This is a genomic window from Luteibacter sp. 9135, assembly GCF_000745005.1.
In the GTDB taxonomy this organism is placed as follows: domain Bacteria; phylum Pseudomonadota; class Gammaproteobacteria; order Xanthomonadales; family Rhodanobacteraceae; genus Luteibacter.
Genome location: NZ_JQNB01000001.1, coordinates 4,007,228 through 4,031,948 on the forward strand (window position 1 = coordinate 4,007,228; position 24,721 = coordinate 4,031,948).

The window sequence follows — 24,721 nt, forward strand, 5'->3', positions numbered from 1 at the left end:
AGAGCTCGTTTCCCTTATTGCCCGATCAGCCAGTACCCGCCGAGAAGCAGGATAAGACCGAGGATCATGGCGAACGCGTAGTGGAAGAGGAATCCGGATTGCAGACGACGGGCGCCGCTCGCGATGCGCTGCACGAGGCCGGCCGAGCCGTTGACGATGGCGCCGTCGATGATGGCGGTATCGCCCACCTTCGACAGGCCTTCGCCCAGCTTCACGCCGCCCTTCGCGAACACCGCGAAGTAGAGTTCATCGATCCAGTACTTGTGGTCGAGCAGGTTGAACACCGGCTTCAGCGCGTTCTTCGCCTTGTCGGCGATCGACGGGTTGAACAGGTAGACGTAGGTGGCGACGATGAAGCCGGCGGCCGCGATCCAGAACGGCGGCTGCATGAAGCCGTGCAGGCCGGCTGCCAAAGCGCCGTGGAACTCGTGCGCAAGCTCGCCCAGCACGTTGTTGGCCTCGTTCACGTGGATCGCCTTGCCGAACCAGTCGCCGAACAGCATCGGGCCGACGGTGAAGAAGCCGATCAGGATGGACGGGATGGCCAGCAGCACCAGCGGGACGGTGACGACCCACGGCGACTCGTGCGGCGCGTGCTCCAGCACGCCGGGCGTGTGGTGCGGGTCTTCCTTGTGCGTATCGGCGTGGTCTTCCTCGTGCGGCACGGCATGCGCATCGTGGCCCAGCGGCTGGTCGTGCTTGGCATGCGCCACGTGTGCGGCGTGCGCATGGCCATGGGCCACCGTGAAGCGCTCCTTGCCGTGGAAAGTCATATAGAGCAGGCGGAAGCTGTAGAGCGAGGTGACGAACACGCCACCCATCACGCAGAAGTAGGCGTACGACGCACCCCAGCGATGCGACTCGCCGACGGCCTCGATGATCGCGTCCTTCGAGTAGAAGCCCGAGAAGAACGGTGTGCCGGCCAAGGCCAGCGAGCCGATCCACATCGTGATCCAGGTCACCGGCATGTACTTGCGCAGGCCGCCCATGTAGCGCATGTCCTGCTCGTGGTGCATGCCCATGATGACCGAGCCCGCACCCAGGAACAGCAGCGCCTTGAAGAAGGCATGGGTCATCAGGTGGAACACCGCGCCGCTATAGGCGGACACACCCAGCGCCACGGTCATGTAGCCCAGCTGCGACAGCGTGGAATACGCGATGACGCGCTTGATGTCGTTCTGCACGATGCCGATCAGGCCGGTGAAGAACGCCGTGGTCGAACCGATCACCAGGATGAAAGACAGCGCGCCCTCGGTCAGCTCGAAGATCGGCGACATGCGCGCGACCATGAAGATACCCGCCGTGACCATGGTCGCCGCATGGATCAGCGCGGAGATGGGCGTGGGACCTTCCATCGAGTCCGGCAGCCACACGTGCAGCGGTACCTGGGCCGACTTGCCCATGGCACCGATGAACAGCAGGATGCCGATCACCGTGGCGGCATCCCACGCGTGGTTCTGCGTGATCTGCAGCGTCTTGCCGACCAGCTCCGGGGCGTGGTCGAAGGCAGTCTGGTAGTCCAGCGTGCCCATGAAGTACAGGATGGCCGAGATACCCAGGAGGAAACCGAAGTCGCCCACGCGGTTGACCAGGAACGCCTTGAGGTTGGCGAAGATCGCCGTGGGGCGCTTGTACCAGAAGCCGATCAGCAGGTACGACACCAGGCCCACTGCTTCCCAGCCGAAGAACAGCTGCATGAAGTTGTTGCTCATGACGAGCATCAGCATCGAGAAGGTGAACAGGGAGATGTAGCTGAAGAAGCGCGTATAGCCCGGGTCTTCTTCCATGTAGCCGATGGTGTACAGGTGCACCAGCAGCGACACGAAGGTCACCACCACCATCATCATGGCGGTGAGGCGGTCGACCATGAAGCCGACCGAGGCGTGGTACTTGCCGATCTCGAACCAGGTGTAGATGTCCTGGTTGAAGTTCTGCGCACCGGCGAAGACCAGCTGGTACAGGACGTAGAACGAGAGGGCGCAGGAAATGCCCACACCGAGGATGGTCGCGGTGTGCGCCCCTGCCCGGCCGATCATCCGTCCGAACAGGCCGGCCAGGATCGACCCCACCAGCGGTGCCAGTGCGATCGTCAGCAGGATTGAAAGCGAGAGACTCATCGGATCAACCCTTCATGCTGTCGATTTCGGCGACATTGATCGTGCTGCGGTTACGGAACAGCAGGACCAGGATCGCCAGGCCGATGGCGGATTCCGCCGCGGCCACGGTGAGGATGAAGAACACGAAGACCTGGCCGCCGACATCGCCGAAGAAGCGCGAGAAAGCCACGAAGTTGGTGTTCACCGCCAGGAGCATCAGCTCGATCGCCATGAGCAGCACGATCACGTTCTTGCGGTTGATGAAGAGTCCGGCGACCGCGATACAGAAGAGGATCGCGCCGAGGACGATGTAATGGGAAAGCGTGATCACTTGGCGTTCTCCTGCGTCGGGTCGACCACCGGGGCCGGTACGGGGGCCGGGCTGACGGAAGCCATCGTTTCGGTGGCCACCTTCACCACGCGGACGCGGTCGGTCGCGTGCACGGCGACCTGCTGCGACGCGGTCTGGTGACGGACACCCAGACGCTGGCGCAGCGTGAGTGCTACGGCAGCCACCACACCCACGGTGAGGATCAGGGCGGCGATCTCGAACGGAAGCAGGAAGTCGGTGTAGAGCGCCTGGCCCAGCCAGGCCACGTTGGACTCACCGGCCGGGTTGGGACCGAGTGTGTGCGCGTGCATGGCCTTCACGCCGATCATCGCCAGCATCTCCACCAGCATGACCAGCGCCACGATGATGCCCACCGGCAGATAACGGATGAAGCCCTCGCGGACCACCTCCTGCTTGATGTCCAGCATCATGACCACGAACAGGAACAGCACCATGACCGCGCCGACGTAGACCACCACCAGGGCGATGGCCAGGAACTCGGCCTCGGCCAGCAGCCACACGCAGGCCATGCTGAAGAAGGTCAGCACCAGCGAGAGCACGGCATGCACCGAGTTCTTCACGGTGATGACCATCAGCGCGCCGATGACGGCGATACCCGCGAACAGGTAGAAACAGATGAGTTGGAGCAGATCGGTATTCATCGCGTGATTTCTCCGGGCGCCTCAGCGGTAAGCCGCGTCTTGCGCGCGGGCGGCAGCGATGTCCTGCTCGAAGCGGTCGCCGATGGCCAGCAGCTGGCCCTTGGTGACCACGTTCTCGCCGCGATGTTCGAAGTGGTACTCGTGCACGTGCGTCTCGACGATGGAATCGACCGGGCAGCTCTCTTCGCAGAAACCGCAGAAGATGCACTTGAACAGGTCGATGTCGTAGCGCGTGGTGCGACGCTGGCCGTCTTCCGGGCGCGGGGCCGAGTCGATGGTGATCGCCAGCGCCGGGCACACCGCCTCGCACAGCTTGCAGGCGATGCAGCGCTCTTCGCCGTTGGCGTAACGGCGCAGCGCGTGCAGGCCACGGAAGCGGTTGGACTTGGGAATGTGCTCGAACGGGTAGCGCATGGTGTACTTCGGGCTGAACATGTAGCGCATGGTCAGGCCCATGCCCTGGAACAGCTCGATGAGCAGCAGGCTCTTGAGGTAATGGATAACGCGGGTCATGGCGATCAGGCTCCCGTGCCGAGGTGGACCCAGCCGAAATACTTCATGCAGCCGGCGACGAGGACCCAGACGATGGTGATGGGGATGAAGACCTTCCAGCCGAGACGCATGATCTGGTCGTAGCGGTAGCGCGGGAAGCTGGCGCGGAACCACAGGAACAGGAAGGCGAAGAAGAAGGCCTTGATGAACAGCCAGTGGAAACCACCGTGGCCCAGCAGGCCCCAGGATTCCGGGAACGGCGACAGCCAGCCACCCATGAAGAAGATCGAGGTCAGGAAGCTGACCAGGATCATGTTGGCGTACTCGGCCAGGAAGAACAGCGCGAACGGCGAGCCGGAGTATTCGACGTGGAAGCCTGCGACGATCTCGGATTCGCCTTCGGCCACGTCGAACGGCGCGCGGTTGGTTTCCGCGACACCCGAGACGAAGTAGATGACGAACACCGGCAGCAACGGCAGCCAGTACCACGTGAAGAAGTTGCCCGACTGCGCGTTGACGATGGCGGACAGGTTGAGGCTGCCCGTCAGCACCAGCACGCAGACGATCGACATGCCCATGGCCAGCTCGTAGGAGATGACCTGAGCCGCCGCGCGCATGGCGCCGAGCATCGCGTAGCGCGAGTTGGACGACCAGCCGGCGAGGATGATGCCGTAGACGCCCATCGAGGTCATCGCCAGAAGGTACAGCACGCCGGCGTTGACGTTGGCCAGCACCACTTCAGGACCGAACGGCACCACGGCCCAGGCGGCCAGTGCCGGCACCAGGGCCAGCAGCGGGGCCAGGTAATACAGCGCCCGGTTGGCGTTGGTCGGAAGGATGACTTCCTTCAGCAGCAGCTTGACGACGTCGGCGAAGGCCTGCAGCAGGCCCGCCGGGCCAACCTTGTTGGGCCCCATGCGGACGTGCATCCAGCCCAGCACCTTGCGCTCCCACCAGACGAAGAGTGCGACGCCGACGACCAGCGGCAGCACGATCGCCAGGATGTAGAGGATCGGCAGCAACAGGTGGTCGAAGAGTTGATCGGCCATGGGTTATGCCTTGCTCACGGTGATGGCCGCGCCGTACGGGGGCAGCATGGCGGTTTCGGAATGCGCGGCTTCGATCCAGACGGCACCGGCCGGCACCGCCTCGTCGAACACCACGGGCAGCACGCTGTCGCCGATACGCGCGTTGGCGCCATCGGCAAGACCCAGCCTACCCGCCTCGTCCGCGCCGATGCGGATAGCCGCCGGGCGGTTGAGCGGATGCGCGTTCAGTGCACCGGCGCGACGCAGGACCGCGTCGCCGCGGTAGATCGGCGTGGTGACCAGGCGCGACAGCGTGACACCCGAGGCACGCGGTGCGAGCACCTGGCGCGCGTCGGTCGTGCGCTCGGTCAGTCCGTCGCGAAGACCGGCAAGGTCCTCGAACTCGAAGCCCGGCACGTTCAGCAGGCCGCCCAGCGCGCGGAGCACCTTCCAGCCCGGACGGGCCTCACCCGGGGCCTTGGCACCCGCGACCACGACCTGGGCCGTGCCTTCGACGTTGACCAGGGTCGCATCGATCTCGGGCGTGAGGCCGATCGGCAGGATCACGTCCGCCGAGTCCTTCAAGGCATCGCTGGCGTAGGCCGCGAAAGCCACCACCGTCTGCGCCGAGTGCATCGCCTGCTGCGCGAGCGCACCGTCGGCGAAGTCGTGCGGCGGCTCGACGTTGTACAGGATGTAACCCTTGCGGGCCTGGGCCAGCATGCCGCGCGCGTCGAGGCCGCCGGCGCCGGGTAGCACGCCCACCGACGACAAGCCCAGCGCATTGGCACCCACCGGGATCTCGTTGAACGCCGCGCCGGCCGCCTGCGCGATGAAGCGCGCGATGGCGCGCAGCCAGGAGGCTTCCGGATGGGTCACCGCGGCATGGCCGAAGATCACGATGGCCTGGTCGCCCAGCGCCTTGAACGCATCGCGGTGCGCGTCCGTGGTCTCCACCCCGTTCAGCGCCGACACCAGGGCATCGGGCACCGTGGCACCGTGCTCACTGGCGGCCTTGGCCAGGACCAGCAGCTCGTTGACCAGCGCATGGGGCGCGGCTACCGACTCACCGGCCAGCGGGTAATTGAAGTTGAAGTGCGCGGGGTTGACCGCATACACCTTGGCGCCCTTCTTCACCGCCTGGCGCAGGCGATGGTTCAGCAGCGGCACTTCGTGGCGCAGGTCGGAGCCGACCAGCAGCGCCGCCTTGACCTTGTCGATCGAGGCGATCGGCGAGGCGAACGGCCGCGCGAACGCGTTGTCGGCGAAGTCGAGCTGGCGCAGGCGGTGGTCCACATGGGCACTGCCCAGGCCGCGCGCGAGGCGGACGATCAGCTCGCCTTCCTCGTTCGACGTGGCGCCATGCACCAGCACGCCCAGATCGGCACCGGACACGCTCTTCAGCGACTCGGCGGCCACGGCCAGCGCGTCGTCCCACGTGGTGGCGGCCCACTGCCCGTTGCGCTTGACCATCGGGGTCTTCACGCGGTCGGCGGCGTACAGGCCCTGGTGGCTGTAGCGGTCGCGATCGGACAGCCAGCACTCGTTGATGGTTTCGTTGTCGCGCGGCACCGTGCGCAGCACTTCGCCGCGACGCGCGTGCAGCCACAGGTTGGAGCCGAACGCGTCGTGATAGGCCACCGACGGGCGGGCGATCAGCTCCCAGGCGCGCGCCTGGAACTGGAACGGCTTGTTGGTCAGCGCACCCACCGGGCAGACGTCGATGATGTTGCCCGACAGTTCGCTCTCGATGGTCTTGCCGATGTACGTGCCGATCTCGAGGTTTTCACCGCGGCTCATGCCACCCAGTTCGTACGTGCCGGCGATCTCGCTGGTGAAGCGGACGCAGCGCGTGCACTGGATGCAGCGGGTCATCTCGGTGGCGATCAGCGGCCCGATGTTCTCGTCGGCCACCGTGCGCTTGCGCTCGGTGTAGCGGGACACCGAGCGGCCATAGCCCAGCGAGACGTCCTGCAGTTCGCATTCGCCGCCCTGGTCGCAGATCGGGCAGTCCAGCGGATGGTTGATCAGCAGGAATTCCATCACGTTGCGCTGCGACTTCAGCGCCTTGTCGGAGCGCGTGAACACCTTCATGCCCTCGCCCACCGGCGTGGCGCAGGCCGGTGCCGGCTTGGGCATCTTCTCGATTTCCACCAGGCACATGCGGCAGTTGGCGGCGATCGGAAGCTTGCGGTGGTAGCAGAAGCGCGGGATGGCGATACCGACGGCATCGGCCGCCTGGATGATCATCGACCCCTTGGCTACCTGCACCGGTACGCCGTCGATCTCGACATTGACGAGATCCGGCGCGGCATTGGCTACGGGCTGCGCACTCATGCAGCGACTCCAGTGGTGACCGTGCCGGCAGGGCCGTCGACGATCGACCGGCCATGCGTCACGTAGTATTCGAATTCGTGCCAGAAGTGGAACAGGAAACCCTGCACCGGCCACGCCGCGGCTTCGCCGAACGCGCAGATGGTGTGGCCCTCGATCTGGCCCGCGATGGCCTTGAGGCGGTGCAGGTCGTCTTCCGTGCCCTTGCCGTCCACGATGCGCGACAGGACGCGGTGCATCCAGCCGGTGCCTTCGCGGCACGGGGTGCACTGACCACACGACTCGGCCATGTAGAAGCGCGAGATGCGATGGCACGCACGCACCATGCAGGTGGTGTCGTCCATCACGATGACCGCGCCGGAACCCAGGCCCGAACCCGCCTTCTGCAGCGAGTCGTAGTCCATGGTGCATTCCATGATCTTCTCGGCGGGCAGCACCTTCATCGACGAGCCGCCCGGGATGCAGGCCTTGAGCTTACGGCCTTCGCGCATGCCGCCGGCCATCTGCAGCAGGTCGGCGAACGGCGTGCCCAGCTTGATCTCGAAGTTGCCCGGCTTGGCCACGTGGCCGGACACCGAGAAGATCTTCGGGCCGCCGTTATTCGGCTTGCCGATGTTGAGGAACCACTCCGCACCGTTGCGCAGGATGGCCGGCACCGAGGCGTAGGTCTCGGTGTTGTTGATCGTGGTCGGACGACCGTACAGGCCGAAGCCGGCCGGGAACGGCGGCTTGAAGCGCGGCTGGCCCTTCTTGCCTTCCAGCGATTCCATCAGCGCGGTTTCTTCGCCGCAGATGTACGCGCCGGCGCCGAGCGCGTTGTAGATGTCGACGTCGATGCCCGTGCCGCCGATATCCTTGCCGAGCAGGCCGGCTGCGTAGGCTTCCGCCAGCGCTTCCTCGATGTGCTCGAACGGCTCGTGGTGGAACTCGCCGCGCAGGTAGTTATAGGCGACGGTCGAACCAGTGCAGTAGCACGCGATCGCCAGGCCTTCGATGACCGCATGCGGGTTGAAGCGCAGGATGTCACGGTCCTTGCAGGTGCCCGGCTCGGATTCGTCCGAGTTGCACAGGATGTACTTCTGACCCGGTGCCGTGCGCGGCATGAAGGACCACTTCAGGCCCGTCGGGAAGCCTGCGCCGCCGCGACCGCGCAGCGCGCTCTTCTTGATCTCTTCGATCAGCGCGGCGGGGTCCGGCTTTTCGGCCAGGATCTTGCGCCATGCCTTGTAGCCGTCCATCTTCTCGTAGCTGTCGAGCGCCCAGGGCTTCTCGAAATGCAACGTGGTGTAGACGACCTGGTGTTCCTGCGGTGCGGGTCCGACCGGACCAGTGGTGCTAGCCATTGCCCTTACCTCACTTCAGACCGTCGAGGATCGCGTCGACCGATTCGGTCGTCAGCTTCTCGTGGTAATGACCATTGACCACCATCATCGGCGCACCGGCACACGCGGCCAGGCATTCCTCTTCCTGCTTGAGGTAGACGCGACCGTCGGCGGTGCTTTCGCCCGTCCTGATGCCCAGCTTCTTCTCGCAATGGCGCACGAGGCCCTCGGCCCCGTTCAGCCAGCACGAGATGTTGGTGCAGATGGCGACGTTGTTGCGGCCGACCGGCGAGGTCTCGAACATCGAGTAGAAGCTGGCGACCTCGTAGGCCCAGATGGGCGGCAGGTCGAGGTATTTGGCGACCGCGGTGATCAGCTCGTCGGTCAGGTAGCCGACGTTCTGTTCCTGCGCCGCCATCAGCGACTGGATGAGGGCCGAACGCTTGCGGTCGGGCGGAAACTTGGACACCCAGTGGTCGATGTGCTGACGGGTGTGATCGTTGAGCACGGCAAGGGGATCGACGTCCTTGACCTGCTCGAAATGACCGGTGGCTTTCATGATTCAGTTCACTCCGTCGACTTAGCGGTCGACTTCGCCGAAGACGAGATCGTAGGTGCCAATCATCGCGACGACGTCGGCGAGCATGTGGCCCCTCACGATCGCGTCCATGGAAGACAGGTGCGCGAAGCCGGGCGCGCGCAGGTGCACGCGGAAGGGCTTGTTGGCGCCGTCGGACACGAGGTAGCAGCCGAATTCGCCCTTGGGCGCCTCGACCGCGGCGTAGGTTTCGCCGGCGGGTACGCCGTAGCCTTCGGTGAAGAGTTTGAAGTGATGGATAAGGGCTTCCATGTCGTTCTTCATTTCTTCACGGCTGGGCGGTGCGACCTTGTAGTTCTGCACCATGACCGGACCGGGGTTGGCCTTGAGCCAGGCCACGCACTGCTTGATGATCGCGTTGGACTGGCGCATTTCCTCGACGCGGACCAGGTAGCGGTCGTAGCAGTCGCCGTTGACGCCCACCGGGATATCGAAATCCATGTCCGCGTAGGCGGCGTACGGCTGCTTCTTGCGCAGGTCCCAGGCGATGCCCGAGCCGCGCAGCATCGCGCCGGTCATGCCCCAGGCCTGGGCCTTCTCGGGCGGAATGACACCGATGCCCACCGTACGCTGCTTCCAGATACGGTTGTTGGTCAGCAGCGATTCGTATTCGTCGACGCGCGCCGGGAAGTCGTTGGTGAACTCCGTGAGGTAGTCCAGCATCGAACCTTCGCGCCAGGCGTTCAGGCGCTTGAGGTCGCCACCCTTGTGCCAGGGCGACTCGCGGTACCTCGACATCTGCTCGGGCAGGTCACGGTAGACGCCGCCCGGACGGTAGTACGTGGCGTGCATGCGCGCGCCCGACACCGCCTCGTAGACGTCCATCAGTTCCTCGCGCTCACGGAACGCATAGAGGAACACGGCCATGGCGCCCAGATCGAGCGCATTCGAACCCACCCACATGAGGTGGTTGAGGATGCGGGTGATCTCGTCGAACATCGTGCGGATGTACTGCGCACGCACCGGCGCCTCGATCCCCATCAGGTTCTCGATGGCGCGCACGTAGGCGTGTTCGTTGCACATCATCGACACGTAGTCGAGGCGGTCCATGTAACCGATGGACTGGTTGAACGGCTTGGACTCGGCCAGCTTCTCGGTGCCACGGTGCAGCAGGCCGATGTGCGGATCGGCACGCACGATGGTCTCGCCGTCCATCTCCAGCACCAGGCGCAGCACGCCGTGCGCAGCGGGATGCTGCGGGCCGAAGTTCATCGTGTAATTGCGGATTTCTTCCACGGCTTAATTCTCCCGCCAGTGATCGGCGGATTCCGCCCTGGCCTGATCGAGGTCGGCATCGTTGCGGATCGTGCGCGGCACCAGCACGCGCGGCTCGATCGAGACCGGTTCGTAGACGACACGCTTCTGCTCGGGGTCGTAGCGGACCTCGACATTGCCGATGAGCGGGAAATCCTTGCGGAACGGGTGGCCGACGAAGCCATAGTCCGTGAGGATGCGGCGGAGGTCGGGGTGGCCGTCGAAGATGATGCCGAACAGGTCGAAGGTTTCGCGCTCGAACCAGTCGGCGCCCGGGAAGATCGGCGTGATCGACGGCACTACCGGGAACGCGTCGTCCTCGCAGAACGCGCGCAGGCGGATGCGCTGGTTCAGCTCGATCGACAGCAGGTGGATGATGGCGGCATAGCGACGCGGCTGCTCGACCTGGCGCGGACGCTCCGCCCAGGTGAAGCGGCCGGCGCTCTGCCCTTCGACACCACGCGAGAAGCTTTCGCCGTGCGCGGTGTCGGTATCCCACTCGGTCTGGCCGTAGCTGAGGTAATCGATACCGCAGACGTCGATGACGATGGTGAAGCGGAAGCCGGTCTCGTCGCGCAGCGCCGTGGCGACGGCGGTCAGGTCGCGCGGGGACACCTCGGCGGTGACCTCGTTGCGCTCGACCTTCACCGTCAGCATGTCGCCGAAACGCGCGGCGAGGCGTTCGACCAGCGAGGTCTCGTTAGTAACGCTCATGTTCGAAAGCCCTGTTCAGCGCGCGATCGTGTGGGTGCGGCGGATCTTTTTCTGCAGCTGCAGGATGCCGTGGATCAGCGCTTCGGCCGTCGGCGGGCAACCCGGCACGTAGATGTCCACCGGCACGATGCGATCGCAGCCGCGCACGACCGAATACGAATAGTGGTAGTACCCGCCGCCGTTGGCGCAGGAACCCATCGAGATGACCCACTTCGGCTCGGGCATCTGGTCGTAGACCTTGCGCAGCGCCGGGGCCATCTTGTTGACCAGCGTGCCGGCCACGATCATGACGTCGGACTGGCGCGGGCTGGGACGGAACACGACGCCGAAGCGGTCGAGGTCGAGGCGCGCGGCACCCGCGTGCATCATCTCGACCGCGCAGCAGGCCAGGCCGAAGGTCATCGGCCACATGGAGCCGGTGCGCGCCCAGTTCATCAGCGCGTCGATGCTGGTCACGCCGAAACCGCGGTTGGCCACCGGCGCGTCGCCGTTGGGACGCAGGATGTCGTCGACGAGGTTGAGCGGCGCCGGGTTGTGCATCACCCGGTCGATGGTGGTCATCACTCCCATTCGAGCGCTCCCTTCTTCCAGACGTAAGCGAAGCCGACGACGAGTAGCGCGAGGAACAGCGCCATCTCGACCAGGGCGATCAGGCCGATCTTGTCGAACACCACCGCCCATGGGAACAGGAAGGCAATTTCGAGATCGAAGATGATGAAGAGGATGGCGATGAGGTAGTAGCGCACGTCGAACTTCATGCGCGCGTCCTCGAAGGCCTCGAAGCCGCACTCGTAGGGCGAGAGCTTCTCGGCGTCGGGACGACGCGGGCCGGCGAGCATGCCGAGCGTCATGAGCACGACGCCCAGGCCGACAGCGACGCCGATGAACAACAGGACGGGCCAATATTGGGCAAGCACGATGCTGCGTACCTCCGCGCCTCACTGGGCGCATCAGTGACCGTCGACGGGGACGAGCGGTCCGGCTAGGGTCGCCGAAGCTTTTTTCGAATCGATCCAAACGGGCCGATCCGTGTCGACGCGATGGGCGCGCCAACGACTCCGGATATCCACAATCTCACGTTGGGGAACCGGACTATTGTACCAGTGCGTGCAGGTATACCTACAAGCCTTAATGCGGGAAAAACATCGCCGCAAGGCGGAAAAGCGGTAGCCGCGACGCATTCGCACACTTTTGCCGTCACATGGCCTGCACGCAATGCCGGGCGGCGCGCGCGATTACATCGTCTGGGTCGGACGCTCCGAAGCCAGGCTGCCGGCGAGCAGGGCCTCGATCCGCTGGCGGGCAGCCTCGCTTTCGGGCGATTCGCTGAACTGAATGCCGACCCCCGCGGTACGGTTACCCTGGGCGCCCACCGGCGTGATCCAGACCACCTTGCCGGCAACGGAGAGGCGCTCGTTCTCGTCGATCAGGGTGACCAGCAGGGCCACTTCATCGCCCAGGCCGTAGCGCTGGGCAGTGGGCGCGAACAGCCCGCCGGTCTTCAGGAAAGGCATGTACGCGATGTATAGCGCGTTGACGTCCTTGATCTTCAGCGAAAGGATACCCTGACGCGGCGATGAGGCGGTGGCGTTCATGCAAGCGATTTCCCCGTATTGAGGGCCATCCTAGCTAGCCGACCGTCCGGGCCACAAGCCCGGCCGGCTCCGGGGCCTCGCACGCCCACCCGTAGTGGTCGTAGATCCACGGCGTGGCCAGGTCGGCGGTGAGCTTGACGAAAGCCGGGCCGGGCGCGCCACGCAGGCGCAACTGCCAGCCACCGTCCACCGCCTCCAGCGGCGCCTTGCGCCACGGCCAGGCCACCACGCCCTGCCCGTCCGCCACCACGATGCGCAACCGGCGGCGGGCCAGGACGCCCGGATGCCACGGCAAGGGCAGCAGCCCGGTGCCCGGCGCGGCGGCCGGGCGGTCGAAGCGCTCGGGGCGCGACGCCACGCCGAGCATGCGCTTGCGACTGAGCGCCACCTGGGTTTCGTGCTCCAGCACGGCGGCCAGCTTGGTCGCCTGGCGCTCGGCATCCAGGTCGGGAACGATCAGGTCGTCCGGCGCGCTGCGCTCGGTGCCGTGCACCATATAAGTGAGGATGTCGGCCGTCGAGCCCGCGGCGGCCAGGGCCAGGCGTGCCAGCACGTGGGCGGAGCCATGGTCCGGATGCGCGTCGCCCAGGTCGGGAATGACCACCAGCGTGGGGCGCACGCGCTCGATCACTCGCTTCACGGACGTCAGGGCCGCGGTGTGCCGCAGGCGCAGTTCGTCGGTGACCTGCATGTCGTGCCAGCCCAGCGCATGCAGTTGGTCGGGCGGGACGCCCAGCCGGCCCAACGCGCCGGCCACTTCGCGCCGACGGCGTGCACCCCAGCGGCGGCGGGCCGCCGCGTCGATGAGCACACGGCGCTCCAGCCAGCGCTGCGGCCAGGGGTTGTTGTCCCCGTCGGTCAACAGCAGGACGTCAGCCCGGCCACCCTGGGCCAGGGTGCGCTGGATAAGCATGCCGGCGGCCAGCGACTCGTCGTCCGGATGGGGGGCGACGACGAGCAGGCGGGTGCCGCCGTCGATGACGGGGTCACGATACAAAGCGGATTCCTTGCACATCATTATGACAGTCGCATTAAGACCGACCGGCCGATAAGGCCGCGTCAACGCCAGGCCGCGAGCAGTTCGAGAAGGATCAGGTCGACCCGCAGGGGACCACGCAGGGCATCCCGCGCCCGGTTGGCCCGGCTGTACCACTGGTCCAGCGTTTCGTCGTCCATCTGGCTTTCCAGTGGCGCCGGGGTGCCCGCGGTACGGGCGCGCAGTTCGTCGGCCACGGCCTGCGCGGCAAACCAGAGGTAACGCGCCGGCTGGGCGGCCTGCCAGCGCTTGATCACTTCCATGGCGTCGCCGCGTCCGGCGGCCAGGGCGCGCAGGTCCTTGCGCACCTCGTCGCGTTGGCGCAGGGCGCCGTCGGCGGCCCACTCGCGCGCCATGCCCGGGTTGCCGCCCGCGGCCTCGAGCGCGGCGGGCGCATCGGCCACGCCCTCGGCCGCCAGCCATGCAAGCGAAACGTCCCGCGAGGGCACCAGGAAATCGACGCGCTGGCAGCGGCTGCGGATCGTGGCGGGAAGCCGGGCAGGCTCGTCGGCCACCAGCACCAGCAGCGTGGCCGGCGTGGGTTCTTCCAGCGTCTTCAGCAAGGCGTTGGCGGCGGCCGCGTTCATGGCATCGGCCGGGTCCACGGTAGCGACCTGCCAGCCGCCGAACTGGCTGGACATGGCCAGCCGCTGGGACAGGTCGCGGATCTGGTCGACGACGATCTCGCTGCGGGTGACGCCGTCCTTGCGCAGGCCGAACGACAGGGTCACCCGGTCCGGATGGGTGCCCGCCGCCAGGAACTGGCAGCTACGGCACTGGCCACACGGCGCGCCGTTGACCGGCTGTTGGCAGAGTAGCCCGCGGACGAACACCGAGAGGAAATCCCGCTTGCCCAGCCCGGCGGGGCCGGCCAGCAGCAGCGCATGGGGCAAGGCGTCGCGGTCGCGGCGGGCCTGCAGGCGGTCCCAGGCCTCCGCGTGCCAGGGGCGCAGGCCGGCGTGGTGCGGGGGTATCGTTACTGGCATCGCTTCAACTGGTAACAGGCCACGGCCCGGTTGTGTTCGTCGAGGGTATCCGAGAAAACGTGGCTGCCGTCGCCACGGGCGACGAAATACAGCGCCTTGCCGCCGGCGGGATGCAACGTCGCCTCGATCGCCGCGCGGCCAGGCAGCGCGATCGGTGTCGGCGGCAGGCCCACGCGGGTATACGTATTGTAAGGGGTATCGGTGGTGAGGTCGCTCTTGTGGATCTTGCCCGCGTACGCCGCGCCCATGCCATAGATCACGGTCGGGTCGGTCTGCAACAGCATGCGACCCTCCAGCCGCCGCATGAACACGCCGGCGATCCGCGGACGCTCGTCCGCCCTGCCCGTTTCCTTTTCTACGATGGACGCCAGGATCAGCGCCTCGTATGGCGAGGCCAGCGGCAGGTCGGGCGCGCGCGAGGCCCACGCCGTGTCCAGCGTCTTGCCCATCGCCACGTAAGCCCGCTTGAGGATGCTCGAATCCTTGTCGCCCTTGACGTAGGCATAGGTCTCCGGAAGGAAACGCCCTTCCGGGTTGTCGTCCTCCGGGCCGCCGACCAGCCGCATGATGGCGGCATCGTCGAGCCCGGCGGTGTCGTGCGTGAGCACGGGTGCCGCGGCCAGCGTGCGACGCAGGTCGGCGAAGGTCCAGCCGTCCACGATGGTCAGGTTGCGCTGCATGACCCGGCCGTTGGCCATGTCGCCCAGCAGGTCACGCGGCGTCATGCCCGGACGCAGGGCGAACTCGCCGGCATGGAGCCTGCCGGCCACGCGCATCTCCATGGCCAGCAGCCGCCAGTAGAACGGCGAAGCGCGGGTGGCGCCGCGCGAACGCAGGTCGCGCACGATGTCCCGGAACGACGCGCCACGCGCTACGTCGATGCTCTGCCCGGTGGAGGCGACGGCCAACGGCTTACGGGCGAAGCGCGCCCAGTCGAACCATAGCCAGCCGCCCGCAAAGATACCTCCCAGCAATACGAGCAGGAGGACGACCCGCCACCGGGCGAAGCCGCGCATCAGAGGCGACGGAATACGAGCGTGCCGTTCGTGCCGCCGAAGCCGAACGAGTTGGATACGACGACGTCGATATCCGCCTTCTCCGCCTGGTTGGGCACGAGGTCCATGCCGAGGGCAGCGACCTCCGGGTCCACCGTTTCAAGGTTCATCGTCGGCGGCATGATGCCGTCGCGGATGGCCATGATCGAGAAGATGGCTTCCACGCCGCCCGCGGCACCCAGCAGGTGACCGGTGACCGACTTGGTCGAGCTGACCGAGAAGGCACCCTTCTTCGTGGCGTGCTCGCCGAATACGTTGCGGATGGCCTTGGCTTCGCCCAGATCGCCCACCGGCGTGGAGGTGCCGTGCGCGTTGACGTAGCGGACATCCTCGGCCTTCAGACCGGCGTCGTGCAGCGCGTTGCGCATGGCCAGTTCCGCACCGTCGCCGCTGGGCGAGGTGATGTGGAAGGCGTCGCCGCTCATGCCGAAGCCCACCAGTTCCGCGAGGATGGTGGCACCCCGCGCCTTGGCGAACTCGTATTCCTCGAGCATCAGCATGCCCGCGCCGTTGGACAGCAGGAAGCCGTCGCGCCCCGTGTCCCATGGACGGCTGGCGTGCACCGGGTCGTCGTTGCGCGTGGACATGGCCTTGGCCGAGCAGAAACCCGCCATGGCCGTGGGCGTGGTGGCAAACTCGGCGCCGCCGGCGATCATGGCATCGGCGTCGCCGTACTGGATCAGGCGCATGGCCATGCCGATGTTGTGCGCGGCCGTGGTGCATGCCGACACCAGTGCGATGTTCGGGCCCTTCAGGCCGTGGTAGATCGACAGGTTGCCGGCCACCATGTTGATGATCGAGCTGGGCACGTAAAACGGCGAGACCTTGCGCGGCCCCTTCTCGGCCAGCTCCAGCGCCGTGCCCTCGATGGTGTGCAGGCCGCCGATACCGGCACCGGCTGCGACGCCGATGCGGCCCGCGTTCTCGGCCGTGACGACCAGGCGCGACTGACGGAAGGCATGGGTGCCGGCGACGATGCCGTAATGAATGAAAGGATCCATCCGCTTGAAGTCCTTCGCCACGGCGCGCCGCTCGTCGTCGGGCATGTCGGCGCCGACGAAGAAGGCATCCACCGGGTCGAAGTCCTTCACCTCACCCGCGATACGGGTGGAGTAGGCGGTGGCATCGAATTCGGACACCGGACCGATGCCGCTGTTGCCTTCGACCACGTTCTTCCAGGCGGTGGCTACATCGTTGCCGACCGGCGAGATGATGCCCATGCCGGTCACTACCACACGTCGCTTACTCATGCGTTCTCATCCTCAACTGTTTCCGCACACAGACCATACGCGGGCGCAGGTTGCGTTTGCCGCAAACGAAAACTGCGCCGTTAGGCGCAGCTTCCATGTCGCTCGGAGATCGACGGGAGGCGCGCCTCCGATCGACAACCAGCAGCTAATCAGCTCTTCTGGTGACTATTGACGTAGTCGATAGCCTGCTGGACGGTCGTGATCTTTTCAGCTTCTTCGTCCGGGATCTCGCACTCGAACTCTTCTTCGAGAGCCATCACGAGCTCGACGGTGTCGAGCGAGTCGGCGCCGAGATCGTCCACGAACGAAGCGTTGTTGGTGACTTCGTCTTCCTTAACGCCAAGCTGCTCTACGACGATCTTCTTGACACGCTCTTCGATGGTGCTCATGTTGCCTTTACCTCCCGAGGGAAAAATTCGGCGGCATTGTAGTCGCTAAGGCCGGAGCCCGCCAACACAACGCCGCCACGTAGATAACGCCCGACTTTTCTGGGCCAGGCGCGAAACAGCGATTGTCTCTCAAAAACGTGCCGGTGGCGACTGCCGCCGACGACGATCGTCAAGGCATGTACATGCCGCCGTTGACATGGAGCGTCTCGCCGGTGATGTAGCGGGCCGCCGGCGAGGCCAGGAAGGCCACGGCCTGGGCGATATCGTCGGCGTCGCCCAGGTGCCCCAGGGCGATCCCGGCCAGGAGGCCAGCACGCTGCTCGTCCGGCAGGGCACGCGTCATGTCCGTATCGATGAAGCCCGGGGCCACGACATTGACGGTGATGCCGCGCGAACCGATCTCGCGGGCCAGCGATTTGGAAAACGCGATGATGCCGGCCTTGGCAGCGGCGTAGTTGGTCTGCCCGGGGTTGCCCGTCAGGCCCACCACGGACGCAATGCTGATGATACGGCCCTTGCGCGCCTTCATCATGCCGCGCATCACCGCCTTGGAGGTGCGGAACACCGAGGTGAGGTTGGTATCGATGATCGCGCTCCAGTCCTCTTCCTTCATGCGCATGAGCAGCTGGTCGCGGGTGATACCGGCATTATTCACCAGGACGGACACGGGACTGGCCTCCTTGCCGATGGCCTCGACGAGCGCCTCGATGGCCGCCGGATCGGTGACGTCCAGCACGCGGCCATGGCCGCCCTGGGGCTGCAGGCGCTGGCCGATGGCCTGCGCACCCGCTTCACTGGTCGCGGTACCGAACACGGTGGCGCCCTGCGCAGCGAGAAGATCGGCAATGGCGGCACCGATGCCCCGGCTGGCACCGGTGACGAGGGCGACTTCGCCCTTGAGGGTCTGGGTCATGGGAATGTCCTGTCGTACCTGGGAGGGAGAGGGAGGGGCAACGGGGTCAGGCCTGCGCGGCGGCCAGCGCGGCATCCAGATCGGCCGGCGTACCGAGCGGCCGGGCGTCCACCGACTTGTCGATACGCTTGATCAACCCCGCCAGCACCTTGCCCGGCCCGCATTCGAGCGCCTGGGTGACGCCTGCGGCGGCCAGCGCCTGGACGCATTCGGTCCAGCGGACGGGAAGGTAAAGCTGGCGCATCAGGGCGCCACGGATGGCCTCGACGGAGGTGTGCACGGTGGCGTCGGCATTCTGCACTACCGGGATCGCGGGCATGCGCCAGGCCATATCGGCCATCCGCTCACCCAAACGATCCGCCGCGTCACGCATCAGCATGCAATGCGAGGGGACTGAGACGGCCAGCTTGACGGCCTTCTTCACGCCCAGCTCGGCCAGCCGCGCCAGCGCACGATCCACCGCCTCGGCGTGGCCCGCGATGACCAACTGCCCGGGCGAGTTGAAATTGGCCGGGGCCACCACCTGGCCCTGGGCCACTTCTTCGCAGACCTGGGCTATCTGGGCATCGTCGCCGCCCAGGATGGCCGCCATGGCACCGACCCCGGCGGGCACGGCCGCCTGCATCAACTTGCCCCGCTCCGCGACCAGTGCGGCGGCATCGGTGAGCGACACGGCACCCGCCGCGACCAGCGCGCTGTACTCGCCCAGGCTGTGACCCGACAGCAAGGCCGGCATGACGCCACTCTGCTTCACCCAGACACGCCAGAGGGCGACGCTGGCAGCCAGCAGCGCCGGCTGGGTGTTCTCGGTGCGGTTGAGACTTTCTTCCGGACCTTCCTGGCTGATCTGCCACAAGTCCACCCCCGCGCCGGCCGACGCCTCGTCGAACGTGGCGCGAACGTCGGGATGCGCGGCGGCGAGGTCGGCGAGCATGCCGATCGACTGCGATCCCTGACCGGGGAAGACGAAGGCGAGCGAGGCGCGGGTGGCGGTCATCGATGGGGTTTCCGGAGCGTCAAACCGCGAATGGTGCCAGCAATCCGGGGAGGAATGCACCATTCGCGGGCGTGTGGTGACGCCCCGCCCCTCAGTAGCGCAGCAGCGCCGAAGCCCAGGTGAAGCCGCCGCCGAACGCTTCCAGCAGCAGGTTCTGCCCCCGCTTCACCTTGCCGGAGCGGATGGCGTAGTCGAGTGCGAGCGGCACCGAACCGGACGAGGTGTTGGCATGCTTGTCGACGGTCACGATCACGCGGTCCATCGACATGTTCAGGCGCTTGGCCGTCGCCTCGATGATGCGCAGGTTGGCCTGGTGGGGAATCAGCCAGTCCACTTCGTCTTCGGTCATGCCGGCATCGGCCAGCGTCTCGCCAACCAGGGCGTCCAGCGTCTTGACGGCCACCTTGAAGACCTCGCGGCCCAGCATGGTGATACGCACCCCGTGGTTGGGGCCATCGGTGAAGCCGGCGGACACGCCCACGGGATTGAACAGCAGGTGCTTGAACCCGCCGTCGGCGCGCATGCGCGTGGTGTAGATGCCCGGTTCGTCGGACGCGTCGAGCACCACGGCACCCGCGCCGTCGCCGAAGAGGACGCAGCTTTCGCGCTCCGTCCAGTCGACCATGCGCGTGAGCGTTTCGGCACCGATCACCAGGGCCCTTTTCGCCTGGCCGCTGCGGATGAACGCGTTGGCCACGCCCAGCGCGTAGACGAAGCCCGAGCACGCCGCGTTGACGTCGAACGCGGCGCAGCCGTTTGCGCCCAGCCGATGCTGGACCAGGCAGGCCGTGGACGGAAAGATGAGGTCGGGCGTGGTGGTGCCGAGCACGATCAGGTCGATGTCCGCCGCCTTGACGCCGGCGGCCTCGAGCGCGCGTTGCGCGGCGAGGAAGGCCAGGTCGCCGGTGGTTTCACCATCGGCAGCGATGTGGCGCTCGGTGATACCCGTACGGGTGCGAATCCATTCGTCGCTTGTATCGACGATTTTTTCGAGATCGGCATTGGTCAGCACTTTCTCGGGAAGCGCACTGCCGGTACCGATGATGCGGGCGTATTTCAGATCCGTATCCCCATCGTTATGTATGTCCTGCAACGCAAAACGGCGCGTTGCCGCGCCGCCTGCGTTCCGATCGCCCCAGGGGGAGCGGATCAGTCTTCGACTTCAACCGCGCCGCGGGTGTCGATGACCTTCTTGCCACGGTAGAAGCCGTCCTTGGTCACGTGGTGACGCAGGTGGACTTCCCCGCTGGTCGGATCGGTCGACAGCTGCACGGTCGTGAGCGCATCGTGCGAACGACGCATGCCGCGGGTGGAAGGGGTCTTGCGGCTCTTGGCAACGGCCATGGCTAATCTCCAGCGAAATTACTTGATGAGTCCGCGGAGTGCCGCGAACGGGTTATCGGTTTTATCCTGCGAGGGTTCTTCTTCCTCGCCGGCTCCAAGCATGTCGTCGGGCAACTCGTAGTCCGGATTGACCGGAACCAGGGGCAGCACCAACAGCAGTTCATCTTCGATCGTGGCACGGGGATCGAGCTTGCCGTCTTCTTCGACCAGCAAGGCCTCGTACCCCGGAGGAAGCCCGGCTTCCTCGTTCTCATGCACGATCAGCCCGAGACGTGTATCGACTTCGACCGTCAGCACGAAGGGCTCGAGCGAGCGCTGACAGATCAGGGTCAACGGCGCTGTTGCACGCACGGCTACGTATTTGCTGCCGAAGTCGTCGGTGCCGAAGTCCAGTTCGTAGGTTACGTCACCTTCGGTGGACGCAATGACCTCACCGAGGCGGGTAAACGCCGACACGGGAAGCTGACCCTGGAACGAACGCCGCGCACGAACTTCGCGCCAGGCGTCCACGGACGATGGCAAAGTCACGGACATAATCGGGAAATGGTAGGCATCAACACCCTTGAAGTCAACCGGTTAGACGATGCGGGGCGCGAGAACCACGGTTTTGCGCCGATGTACGGCTTTCGTGCAGACTTCCCACTGGCTGCCCCAGGCGGCGCGGATGCCCGCCGGGGCGAAAGAGGTCGCGTGTTTTCCTTTGCTTATTATGCACTTGCCGTCGTCGTAGCGCTAGCCATCGGTGGCTGCGTCTGGGCACTGCGGCACCAGCGCGTCCACCGCCGGCACGGCGCCCTGCAAAGCCTGATGGACAACGCCGACCGGCTGGAAGCCGACCTGAAGGATTGCCGCGACCGCCTCCAGCGAGCGCACGCCGTCATGTCGGTCAGCCCCGATGTGCCTGCCGCGGGCGAGGTCGAAGCCCAGCAGGCAGTGGACTCGGGCCTGCGCGCCCTGCTCCGGCAGCGCCTGTGGATTCGCGACCGCGGCGCCGAGGCCAGTCAGCGGGAGCTGGACGATGCCGTCGCGGCCCTGGTCCGGGCCAGGCACCAGCTGGAACCGCGGCTGCGCGCGCTGGACGATGCCCACGCGGCGCTGGACACCGCGGTTCGCGAACACATCCACAAGGACTTCTGACATGCCTTCCCCCGTCGTGCTTGCCTCCACCTCGCGCTATCGCGCGGCGATGCTGCGCCGACTGCTCGATCATTTCGACCAGGCCGCGCCCGGCACCGACGAAGCGGCGCATCCCGGCGAAGCGCCTGCGACACGCGCGGCACGGCTGGCCGAGGCCAAGGCACGCGCCGTGGCCGAGCAGTGCCCCGGTGCCGTCGTGATCGGTTCGGACCAGGTGGCCGACCTGGACGGCGCGGTGCTGGACAAACCCGGCAGTGCCGACAAGGCGCAGCAGCAGCTGGCAGCCAGTTCCGGACGGGACGTGGTGTTCCATACCGCCGTCTGCGTGATCGACGCGACCGGCAACGCGCTCACCCATATCGACGAGACACGGGTCACGTTCCGCACGCTCACCGCCGACACCATCGAACGCTACGTGGCCAGCGAGCAACCGTTCGACTGCGCGGGCAGCTTCAAGTGCGAAGGGCTGGGCATCGCGCTGTTCGAACGCATCGCCAATGACGATCCGACCGCGCTCGTGGGCCTGCCCCTGATCGCCACGGCGCGACTGCTGCGCGCGGCGGGTATCGCCCTGCCCTGACGGCGCCGTCGCCGACGCTGCGCGCCCGTCCCGACGCGTGCCATCAACCGCCGGCGCGGGCCGCGGCCTGCCACACCGTGCAGGCGTCGGTGTCGACCGGCCCGTGCGCGGGCACGGTCGCCCGATACAGCGCGAAGCGGCGGCGCCCGTCGAACAGATCGCGCCGCGCGACCGCGTCGCCCATTGCAACGCGCGTGCACAGCGAACCCAGCCACGCGCGCCGCTCCCGCTCGCGCAGCGCGGTTTCGTCCACGACCAGCAGCAGCGACGTGCCCGCATGCGCGGCCAACCCCTTTTCGTCCAGGCCCCAGTCGGCCAGTTGCGGCGCACGACCATGCTTGGTGTTGAGCGGACTGTCCAGGCTGTAGACGATGCGGTCGCGACCGAGCGCGAAACGCAGCTCCGCCGCCAGCATGAAATTGTCCGCCACCAGGATGGCGTCGGGATGCTCGCGCAGGAACGGCGCCACGGCCGCGGACGATTCGCGCCAGCCGGTGAAATTGGACGGAAACGCCTTCACCCCGGAAAGCGCACGGACGCCGGAGGGCGACGCGGCCAGCGCCAGGTAACCGAGGCCGATCGCCAGGCCCACGGCGGCCAGGCCGAAGGCCACGAAGGTCAATCGGCGGGCACGCCGCGACGCATCGTGCAGCACTCGTGGCAGGCCGGCACACAGCAGCGCGTAGGCAGGCAGCGGCCAGTGCGCACGGAACCGCACGTCATCGGCAAACAGGCCGAGCACGAAGTAGCCGAGCACGAAGGTTCCCGCCAGCACCGAGATCAGGTCGAACGGCGCTTCGTCGCGACGACGCCACGTCTGCCACAGTGCCCACATCGCGACTACCCAGGCCAATGGCGTGCAGGCCACCGCCTGCTCCAGCGGCTGTACCAGCGCGTCGGCATGGAACTGCCAGGGATTGCGCTCGACCAGTTGGAAAGCCAGCCCCGCGCCGTGTGATGCCGCGTTGTAGAGCAACAGCGGCAGCAGGCCGATCGCCGCGATCGTCATGGCCAGCCACAGCCCCGGCCGCCGCCACTGCTGCCGGCCGCGCGGTGTCACCAGCAGGAACAGCAGCCCACCGAGCATCGGCATCGCCGCGCGGTAGTGGGTCGCCCAGGCGATGCCCAGGCCGACGCCGAGCACGACCCAGTCGCGAATACGATTTTCCTCAAGCGCCGCGACCAGGCCCTGCGTGGCGAGCACGATAGCGAAGGTCAGCGGCACATCCGGCAGCGCCAGCACACCCAGCGAGCCGATCAACGGCAGGCACAGGGCGAACGTTGCCGCCTGCCAGCGCGCGTGCTCGCCACCGTAGCGTCGCGCGATTGCGCCAGCCTGCCACGGCAGCAGCGCGCCGATGAGCAGGAACGGCAGGCGCAGCGGCAGAAGGCCATGGCCGAAGCAGGCCTCCGACACGGCGATCAGCCACGCGGTCAGCGGCGGAAGATCGCTGTAGCCCCAGGCGGGCGCCAGGCTTTCCTGCCAATAGAAGGCTTCGTCACCAAAGGGCGACAGGGTGCATGCGATGACGAGCTTGCCCAGGCAAACGACGGCGAAGAGGACCAGGAAGGCGCCTCGCCACGATCGCGCGGGGGCCGCTACACTGAATCCATCCTGCTTCGACAGGGCCCGCCCGGGGAGCTTACGCATCGATCATGTCCGCCACGCATCCGCTCAACGATGAAATGCTTCGCCACCGGCTCGACGCCGCGCTGGCCCAGGTCAATGGCGTGCTGCTGGGCAAGCCGCGCCAGGTCAAGCTGGCCTTCACCTGCCTTGTAGCCGGCGGGCACCTGCTGTTGGAAGACGTGCCGGGCGTGGGCAAGACCACGCTGGCGCATGCCCTGGCCGCCACGTTCGATCTCGAATTCCAGCGCATCCAGTTCACCAGCGACCTCCTGCCTTCGGACATTATCGGGGTCAGCGTGTACGAGCGCGAGACCGGCGAATTCCGCTTCCATCCCGGCCCGATCTTCACCAGCCTGCTGCTGGCCGACGAGATCAACCGGGCCACGCCCAAGTCGCAGAGCGCGCTGCTCGAAGCCATGGCCGAAGGACAGGTCACCGTCGATGGCGTGACCCACGCACTGCCCAGGCCGTTCTTCGTCGTCGCCACGCAGAACCCGATCGACCTGGCGGGAACTTTCCCCCTGCCCGATTCGCAGCTGGACCGCTTCATGCTGCGGCTCAGCCTCGATTACCCCGACCCGGCCGCGGAACGCGCGCTGCTCACCGGCGAAGATCGCCGCGACATGATGGCCACGCTGCGTCCGCGCCTGGACATCGCCGCCATCGACCAGCTGCATGCCGCGGCGCAGGCGATCAAGGTCACCGGCACCCTGCTCGACTACCTGCAGGCCCTGCTCGCCGCCAGCCGCAAGCATGGCGACGTGCGTGTCGGCCTGTCGCCACGCGCGGGGCTGGCGCTGCTCGCCGCCGCCCGTGCCTGGGCGATGCTGAGCGGCCGCGACTACGTCATTCCCGAAGACGTGCAGGCGGTGTTCGTGCCCATCGCGGCGCATCGCCTGGTGCCGGGCCGCGGCGGCCAGCGCGAGGCGATCGCCCGCAGCATCCTGGCCGACACCGCGGTGCCCTGATGCCGGATGG

Annotated in this window: 27 protein-coding genes; 3 read left to right on the forward strand and 24 right to left on the reverse strand. The window is 66.6% G+C overall.

Annotated features, from left to right (window positions below; genetic code table 11):
• Positions 1–14 precede the first annotated feature (14 nt).
• The 23 genes from nuoL to FA89_RS16915 form a co-directional block, all read right to left on the reverse strand.
• On the reverse strand, positions 15–2,117 hold the full coding sequence (gene nuoL / locus FA89_RS16805; RefSeq protein WP_036142429.1) for an NADH-quinone oxidoreductase subunit L: 2,103 nt from the start codon (positions 2,115–2,117) through the stop codon (positions 15–17).
• Positions 2,118–2,121: 4 nt separating this feature from the next.
• Entirely contained in the window at positions 2,122–2,427 is a 306-nt protein-coding gene (gene nuoK / locus FA89_RS16810) for an NADH-quinone oxidoreductase subunit NuoK (protein WP_036112219.1), read from the reverse strand.
• Positions 2,424–3,089 carry an NADH-quinone oxidoreductase subunit J gene (locus FA89_RS16815; protein WP_051938905.1) on the reverse strand — a complete coding sequence of 222 codons (666 nt, stop codon included), beginning with the start codon at positions 3,087–3,089 and terminating at the stop codon, positions 2,424–2,426. Before FA89_RS16815 ends, nuoK begins: the two co-directional genes overlap by 4 nt.
• Before the next feature lie 21 nt (positions 3,090–3,110).
• The gene (gene nuoI / locus FA89_RS16820; RefSeq protein WP_036142432.1) at positions 3,111–3,602 is read right to left on the reverse strand and encodes an NADH-quinone oxidoreductase subunit NuoI; all 492 of its coding nucleotides are present in this window, start codon (positions 3,600–3,602) and stop codon (positions 3,111–3,113) included.
• A 5-nt stretch (positions 3,603–3,607) separates the two neighbouring features.
• On the reverse strand, positions 3,608–4,630 hold the full coding sequence (gene nuoH, locus FA89_RS16825; RefSeq protein WP_036142434.1) for an NADH-quinone oxidoreductase subunit NuoH: 1,023 nt from the start codon (positions 4,628–4,630) through the stop codon (positions 3,608–3,610).
• A 3-nt stretch (positions 4,631–4,633) separates the two neighbouring features.
• Positions 4,634–6,946, reverse strand: a complete 2,313-nt coding sequence (gene nuoG, locus FA89_RS16830; protein WP_036142437.1) for an NADH-quinone oxidoreductase subunit NuoG — start codon at positions 6,944–6,946, stop codon at positions 4,634–4,636.
• Positions 6,943–8,286: an NADH-quinone oxidoreductase subunit NuoF gene (nuoF, locus tag FA89_RS16835; protein WP_036142441.1), complete on the reverse strand. Its 1,344-nt coding sequence runs from the start codon at positions 8,284–8,286 to the stop codon at positions 6,943–6,945. Before nuoF ends, nuoG begins: the two co-directional genes overlap by 4 nt.
• Before the next feature lie 10 nt (positions 8,287–8,296).
• The gene (gene nuoE / locus FA89_RS16840) at positions 8,297–8,824 is read right to left on the reverse strand and encodes an NADH-quinone oxidoreductase subunit NuoE (RefSeq protein ID WP_036142443.1); all 528 of its coding nucleotides are present in this window, start codon (positions 8,822–8,824) and stop codon (positions 8,297–8,299) included.
• Between the two features lie 21 nt (positions 8,825–8,845).
• Positions 8,846–10,075: an NADH-quinone oxidoreductase subunit D gene (locus FA89_RS16845; protein ID WP_240003984.1), complete on the reverse strand. Its 1,230-nt coding sequence runs from the start codon at positions 10,073–10,075 to the stop codon at positions 8,846–8,848.
• A 27-nt stretch (positions 10,076–10,102) separates the two neighbouring features.
• Positions 10,103–10,831, reverse strand: coding sequence for an NADH-quinone oxidoreductase subunit C (locus FA89_RS16850; RefSeq protein WP_036142449.1), 729 nt, complete (start codon positions 10,829–10,831; stop codon positions 10,103–10,105).
• 15 nt (positions 10,832–10,846) lie between these two features.
• Positions 10,847–11,401: a NuoB/complex I 20 kDa subunit family protein gene (locus FA89_RS16855; protein WP_036142453.1), complete on the reverse strand. Its 555-nt coding sequence runs from the start codon at positions 11,399–11,401 to the stop codon at positions 10,847–10,849.
• Entirely contained in the window at positions 11,392–11,748 is a 357-nt protein-coding gene (locus FA89_RS16860) for an NADH-quinone oxidoreductase subunit A (RefSeq protein WP_036142456.1), read from the reverse strand. The genes FA89_RS16855 and FA89_RS16860 overlap by 10 nt, the downstream gene beginning before the upstream one ends.
• 318 nt (positions 11,749–12,066) lie before the next feature.
• Complete coding sequence (locus FA89_RS16865; protein ID WP_036142459.1) at positions 12,067–12,426, reverse strand: PilZ domain-containing protein; 360 nt, start codon at positions 12,424–12,426, stop codon at positions 12,067–12,069.
• A 34-nt stretch (positions 12,427–12,460) separates the two neighbouring features.
• Positions 12,461–13,423, reverse strand: a complete 963-nt coding sequence (locus tag FA89_RS16870) for a PIG-L deacetylase family protein (protein WP_051938906.1) — start codon at positions 13,421–13,423, stop codon at positions 12,461–12,463.
• A 62-nt stretch (positions 13,424–13,485) separates the two neighbouring features.
• Positions 13,486–14,448, reverse strand: coding sequence for a DNA polymerase III subunit delta' (gene holB, locus FA89_RS16875; protein WP_036142463.1), 963 nt, complete (start codon positions 14,446–14,448; stop codon positions 13,486–13,488).
• The gene (gene mltG / locus FA89_RS16880) at positions 14,439–15,464 is read right to left on the reverse strand and encodes an endolytic transglycosylase MltG (protein WP_036142466.1); all 1,026 of its coding nucleotides are present in this window, start codon (positions 15,462–15,464) and stop codon (positions 14,439–14,441) included. The genes holB and mltG overlap by 10 nt, the downstream gene beginning before the upstream one ends.
• A complete protein-coding gene (fabF, locus tag FA89_RS16885) occupies positions 15,464–16,753 on the reverse strand; it encodes a beta-ketoacyl-ACP synthase II (protein ID WP_036142468.1) in 1,290 nt (429 codons plus the stop codon). The genes mltG and fabF overlap by 1 nt, the downstream gene beginning before the upstream one ends.
• A 149-nt stretch (positions 16,754–16,902) precedes the next feature.
• Positions 16,903–17,142 carry an acyl carrier protein gene (acpP, locus tag FA89_RS16890; RefSeq protein WP_036142471.1) on the reverse strand — a complete coding sequence of 80 codons (240 nt, stop codon included), beginning with the start codon at positions 17,140–17,142 and terminating at the stop codon, positions 16,903–16,905.
• Positions 17,143–17,311: 169 nt separating this feature from the next.
• A complete protein-coding gene (fabG, locus tag FA89_RS16895; RefSeq protein WP_036142475.1) occupies positions 17,312–18,055 on the reverse strand; it encodes a 3-oxoacyl-ACP reductase FabG in 744 nt (247 codons plus the stop codon).
• A gap of 46 nt (positions 18,056–18,101) precedes the next feature.
• Positions 18,102–19,052, reverse strand: coding sequence for an ACP S-malonyltransferase (fabD, locus tag FA89_RS16900; RefSeq protein WP_036142478.1), 951 nt, complete (start codon positions 19,050–19,052; stop codon positions 18,102–18,104).
• Between the two features lie 91 nt (positions 19,053–19,143).
• On the reverse strand, positions 19,144–20,112 hold the full coding sequence (locus tag FA89_RS16905) for a beta-ketoacyl-ACP synthase III (RefSeq protein ID WP_036144697.1): 969 nt from the start codon (positions 20,110–20,112) through the stop codon (positions 19,144–19,146).
• Positions 20,113–20,201: 89 nt separating this feature from the next.
• On the reverse strand, positions 20,202–20,396 hold the full coding sequence (gene rpmF / locus FA89_RS16910) for a 50S ribosomal protein L32 (RefSeq protein ID WP_036112167.1): 195 nt from the start codon (positions 20,394–20,396) through the stop codon (positions 20,202–20,204).
• An 18-nt stretch (positions 20,397–20,414) separates the two neighbouring features.
• Positions 20,415–20,930, reverse strand: a complete 516-nt coding sequence (locus FA89_RS16915; protein WP_036142481.1) for a YceD family protein — start codon at positions 20,928–20,930, stop codon at positions 20,415–20,417.
• A 156-nt stretch (positions 20,931–21,086) separates the two neighbouring features.
• On the opposite strand from FA89_RS16915, the gene FA89_RS16920 reads away from it, so the two are divergent.
• Together FA89_RS16920 and FA89_RS16925 are read left to right on the forward strand one after the other, a co-directional pair.
• The gene (locus FA89_RS16920) at positions 21,087–21,533 is read left to right on the forward strand and encodes a hypothetical protein (RefSeq protein WP_036144699.1); all 447 of its coding nucleotides are present in this window, start codon (positions 21,087–21,089) and stop codon (positions 21,531–21,533) included.
• Position 21,534: 1 nt separating this feature from the next.
• Positions 21,535–22,113: a Maf family protein gene (locus tag FA89_RS16925; RefSeq protein WP_036142484.1), complete on the forward strand. Its 579-nt coding sequence runs from the start codon at positions 21,535–21,537 to the stop codon at positions 22,111–22,113.
• Between the two features lie 43 nt (positions 22,114–22,156).
• Here FA89_RS16925 and FA89_RS16930 read toward each other — a convergent pair whose 3' ends face one another.
• Positions 22,157–23,764, reverse strand: a complete 1,608-nt coding sequence (locus FA89_RS16930; protein ID WP_051938907.1) for an ArnT family glycosyltransferase — start codon at positions 23,762–23,764, stop codon at positions 22,157–22,159.
• A gap of 5 nt (positions 23,765–23,769) precedes the next feature.
• Between FA89_RS16930 and FA89_RS16935 the strand changes: the two genes are divergently transcribed.
• Positions 23,770–24,711, forward strand: coding sequence for an AAA family ATPase (locus tag FA89_RS16935; protein ID WP_036142486.1), 942 nt, complete (start codon positions 23,770–23,772; stop codon positions 24,709–24,711).
• The last annotated feature ends 10 nt before the right edge of the window (positions 24,712–24,721 follow it).

What these genes read in the sequence shown, in the direction of transcription:
- nuoL (WP_036142429.1), bottom strand. Translation starts at nt 2,117, where the DNA reads ATGAGTCTCTCGCTTTCAATCCTGCTGACGATCGCACTGGCACCGCTG.
- FA89_RS16815 (WP_051938905.1), bottom strand. Translation starts at nt 3,089, where the DNA reads ATGAATACCGATCTGCTCCAACTCATCTGTTTCTACCTGTTCGCGGGT.
- nuoI (WP_036142432.1), bottom strand. Translation starts at nt 3,602, where the DNA reads ATGACCCGCGTTATCCATTACCTCAAGAGCCTGCTGCTCATCGAGCTG.
- nuoH (WP_036142434.1), bottom strand. Translation starts at nt 4,630, where the DNA reads ATGGCCGATCAACTCTTCGACCACCTGTTGCTGCCGATCCTCTACATC.
- nuoG (WP_036142437.1), bottom strand. Translation starts at nt 6,946, where the DNA reads ATGAGTGCGCAGCCCGTAGCCAATGCCGCGCCGGATCTCGTCAATGTC.
- nuoF (WP_036142441.1), bottom strand. Translation starts at nt 8,286, where the DNA reads ATGGCTAGCACCACTGGTCCGGTCGGACCCGCACCGCAGGAACACCAG.
- nuoE (WP_036142443.1), bottom strand. Translation starts at nt 8,824, where the DNA reads ATGAAAGCCACCGGTCATTTCGAGCAGGTCAAGGACGTCGATCCCCTT.
- FA89_RS16845 (WP_240003984.1), bottom strand. Translation starts at nt 10,075, where the DNA reads ATGAACTTCGGCCCGCAGCATCCCGCTGCGCACGGCGTGCTGCGCCTG.
- FA89_RS16850 (WP_036142449.1), bottom strand. Translation starts at nt 10,831, where the DNA reads ATGAGCGTTACTAACGAGACCTCGCTGGTCGAACGCCTCGCCGCGCGT.
- FA89_RS16855 (WP_036142453.1), bottom strand. Translation starts at nt 11,401, where the DNA reads ATGGGAGTGATGACCACCATCGACCGGGTGATGCACAACCCGGCGCCG.
- FA89_RS16865 (WP_036142459.1), bottom strand. Translation starts at nt 12,426, where the DNA reads ATGAACGCCACCGCCTCATCGCCGCGTCAGGGTATCCTTTCGCTGAAG.
- holB (WP_036142463.1), bottom strand. Translation starts at nt 14,448, where the DNA reads ATGCCAGTAACGATACCCCCGCACCACGCCGGCCTGCGCCCCTGGCAC.
- mltG (WP_036142466.1), bottom strand. Translation starts at nt 15,464, where the DNA reads ATGCGCGGCTTCGCCCGGTGGCGGGTCGTCCTCCTGCTCGTATTGCTG.
- fabF (WP_036142468.1), bottom strand. Translation starts at nt 16,753, where the DNA reads ATGAGTAAGCGACGTGTGGTAGTGACCGGCATGGGCATCATCTCGCCG.
- acpP (WP_036142471.1), bottom strand. Translation starts at nt 17,142, where the DNA reads ATGAGCACCATCGAAGAGCGTGTCAAGAAGATCGTCGTAGAGCAGCTT.
- fabG (WP_036142475.1), bottom strand. Translation starts at nt 18,055, where the DNA reads ATGACCCAGACCCTCAAGGGCGAAGTCGCCCTCGTCACCGGTGCCAGC.
- fabD (WP_036142478.1), bottom strand. Translation starts at nt 19,052, where the DNA reads ATGACCGCCACCCGCGCCTCGCTCGCCTTCGTCTTCCCCGGTCAGGGA.
- rpmF (WP_036112167.1), bottom strand. Translation starts at nt 20,396, where the DNA reads ATGGCCGTTGCCAAGAGCCGCAAGACCCCTTCCACCCGCGGCATGCGT.
- FA89_RS16915 (WP_036142481.1), bottom strand. Translation starts at nt 20,930, where the DNA reads ATGTCCGTGACTTTGCCATCGTCCGTGGACGCCTGGCGCGAAGTTCGT.
- FA89_RS16925 (WP_036142484.1), top strand. Translation starts at nt 21,535, where the DNA reads ATGCCTTCCCCCGTCGTGCTTGCCTCCACCTCGCGCTATCGCGCGGCG.
- FA89_RS16930 (WP_051938907.1), bottom strand. Translation starts at nt 23,764, where the DNA reads ATGCGTAAGCTCCCCGGGCGGGCCCTGTCGAAGCAGGATGGATTCAGT.
- FA89_RS16935 (WP_036142486.1), top strand. Translation starts at nt 23,770, where the DNA reads ATGTCCGCCACGCATCCGCTCAACGATGAAATGCTTCGCCACCGGCTC.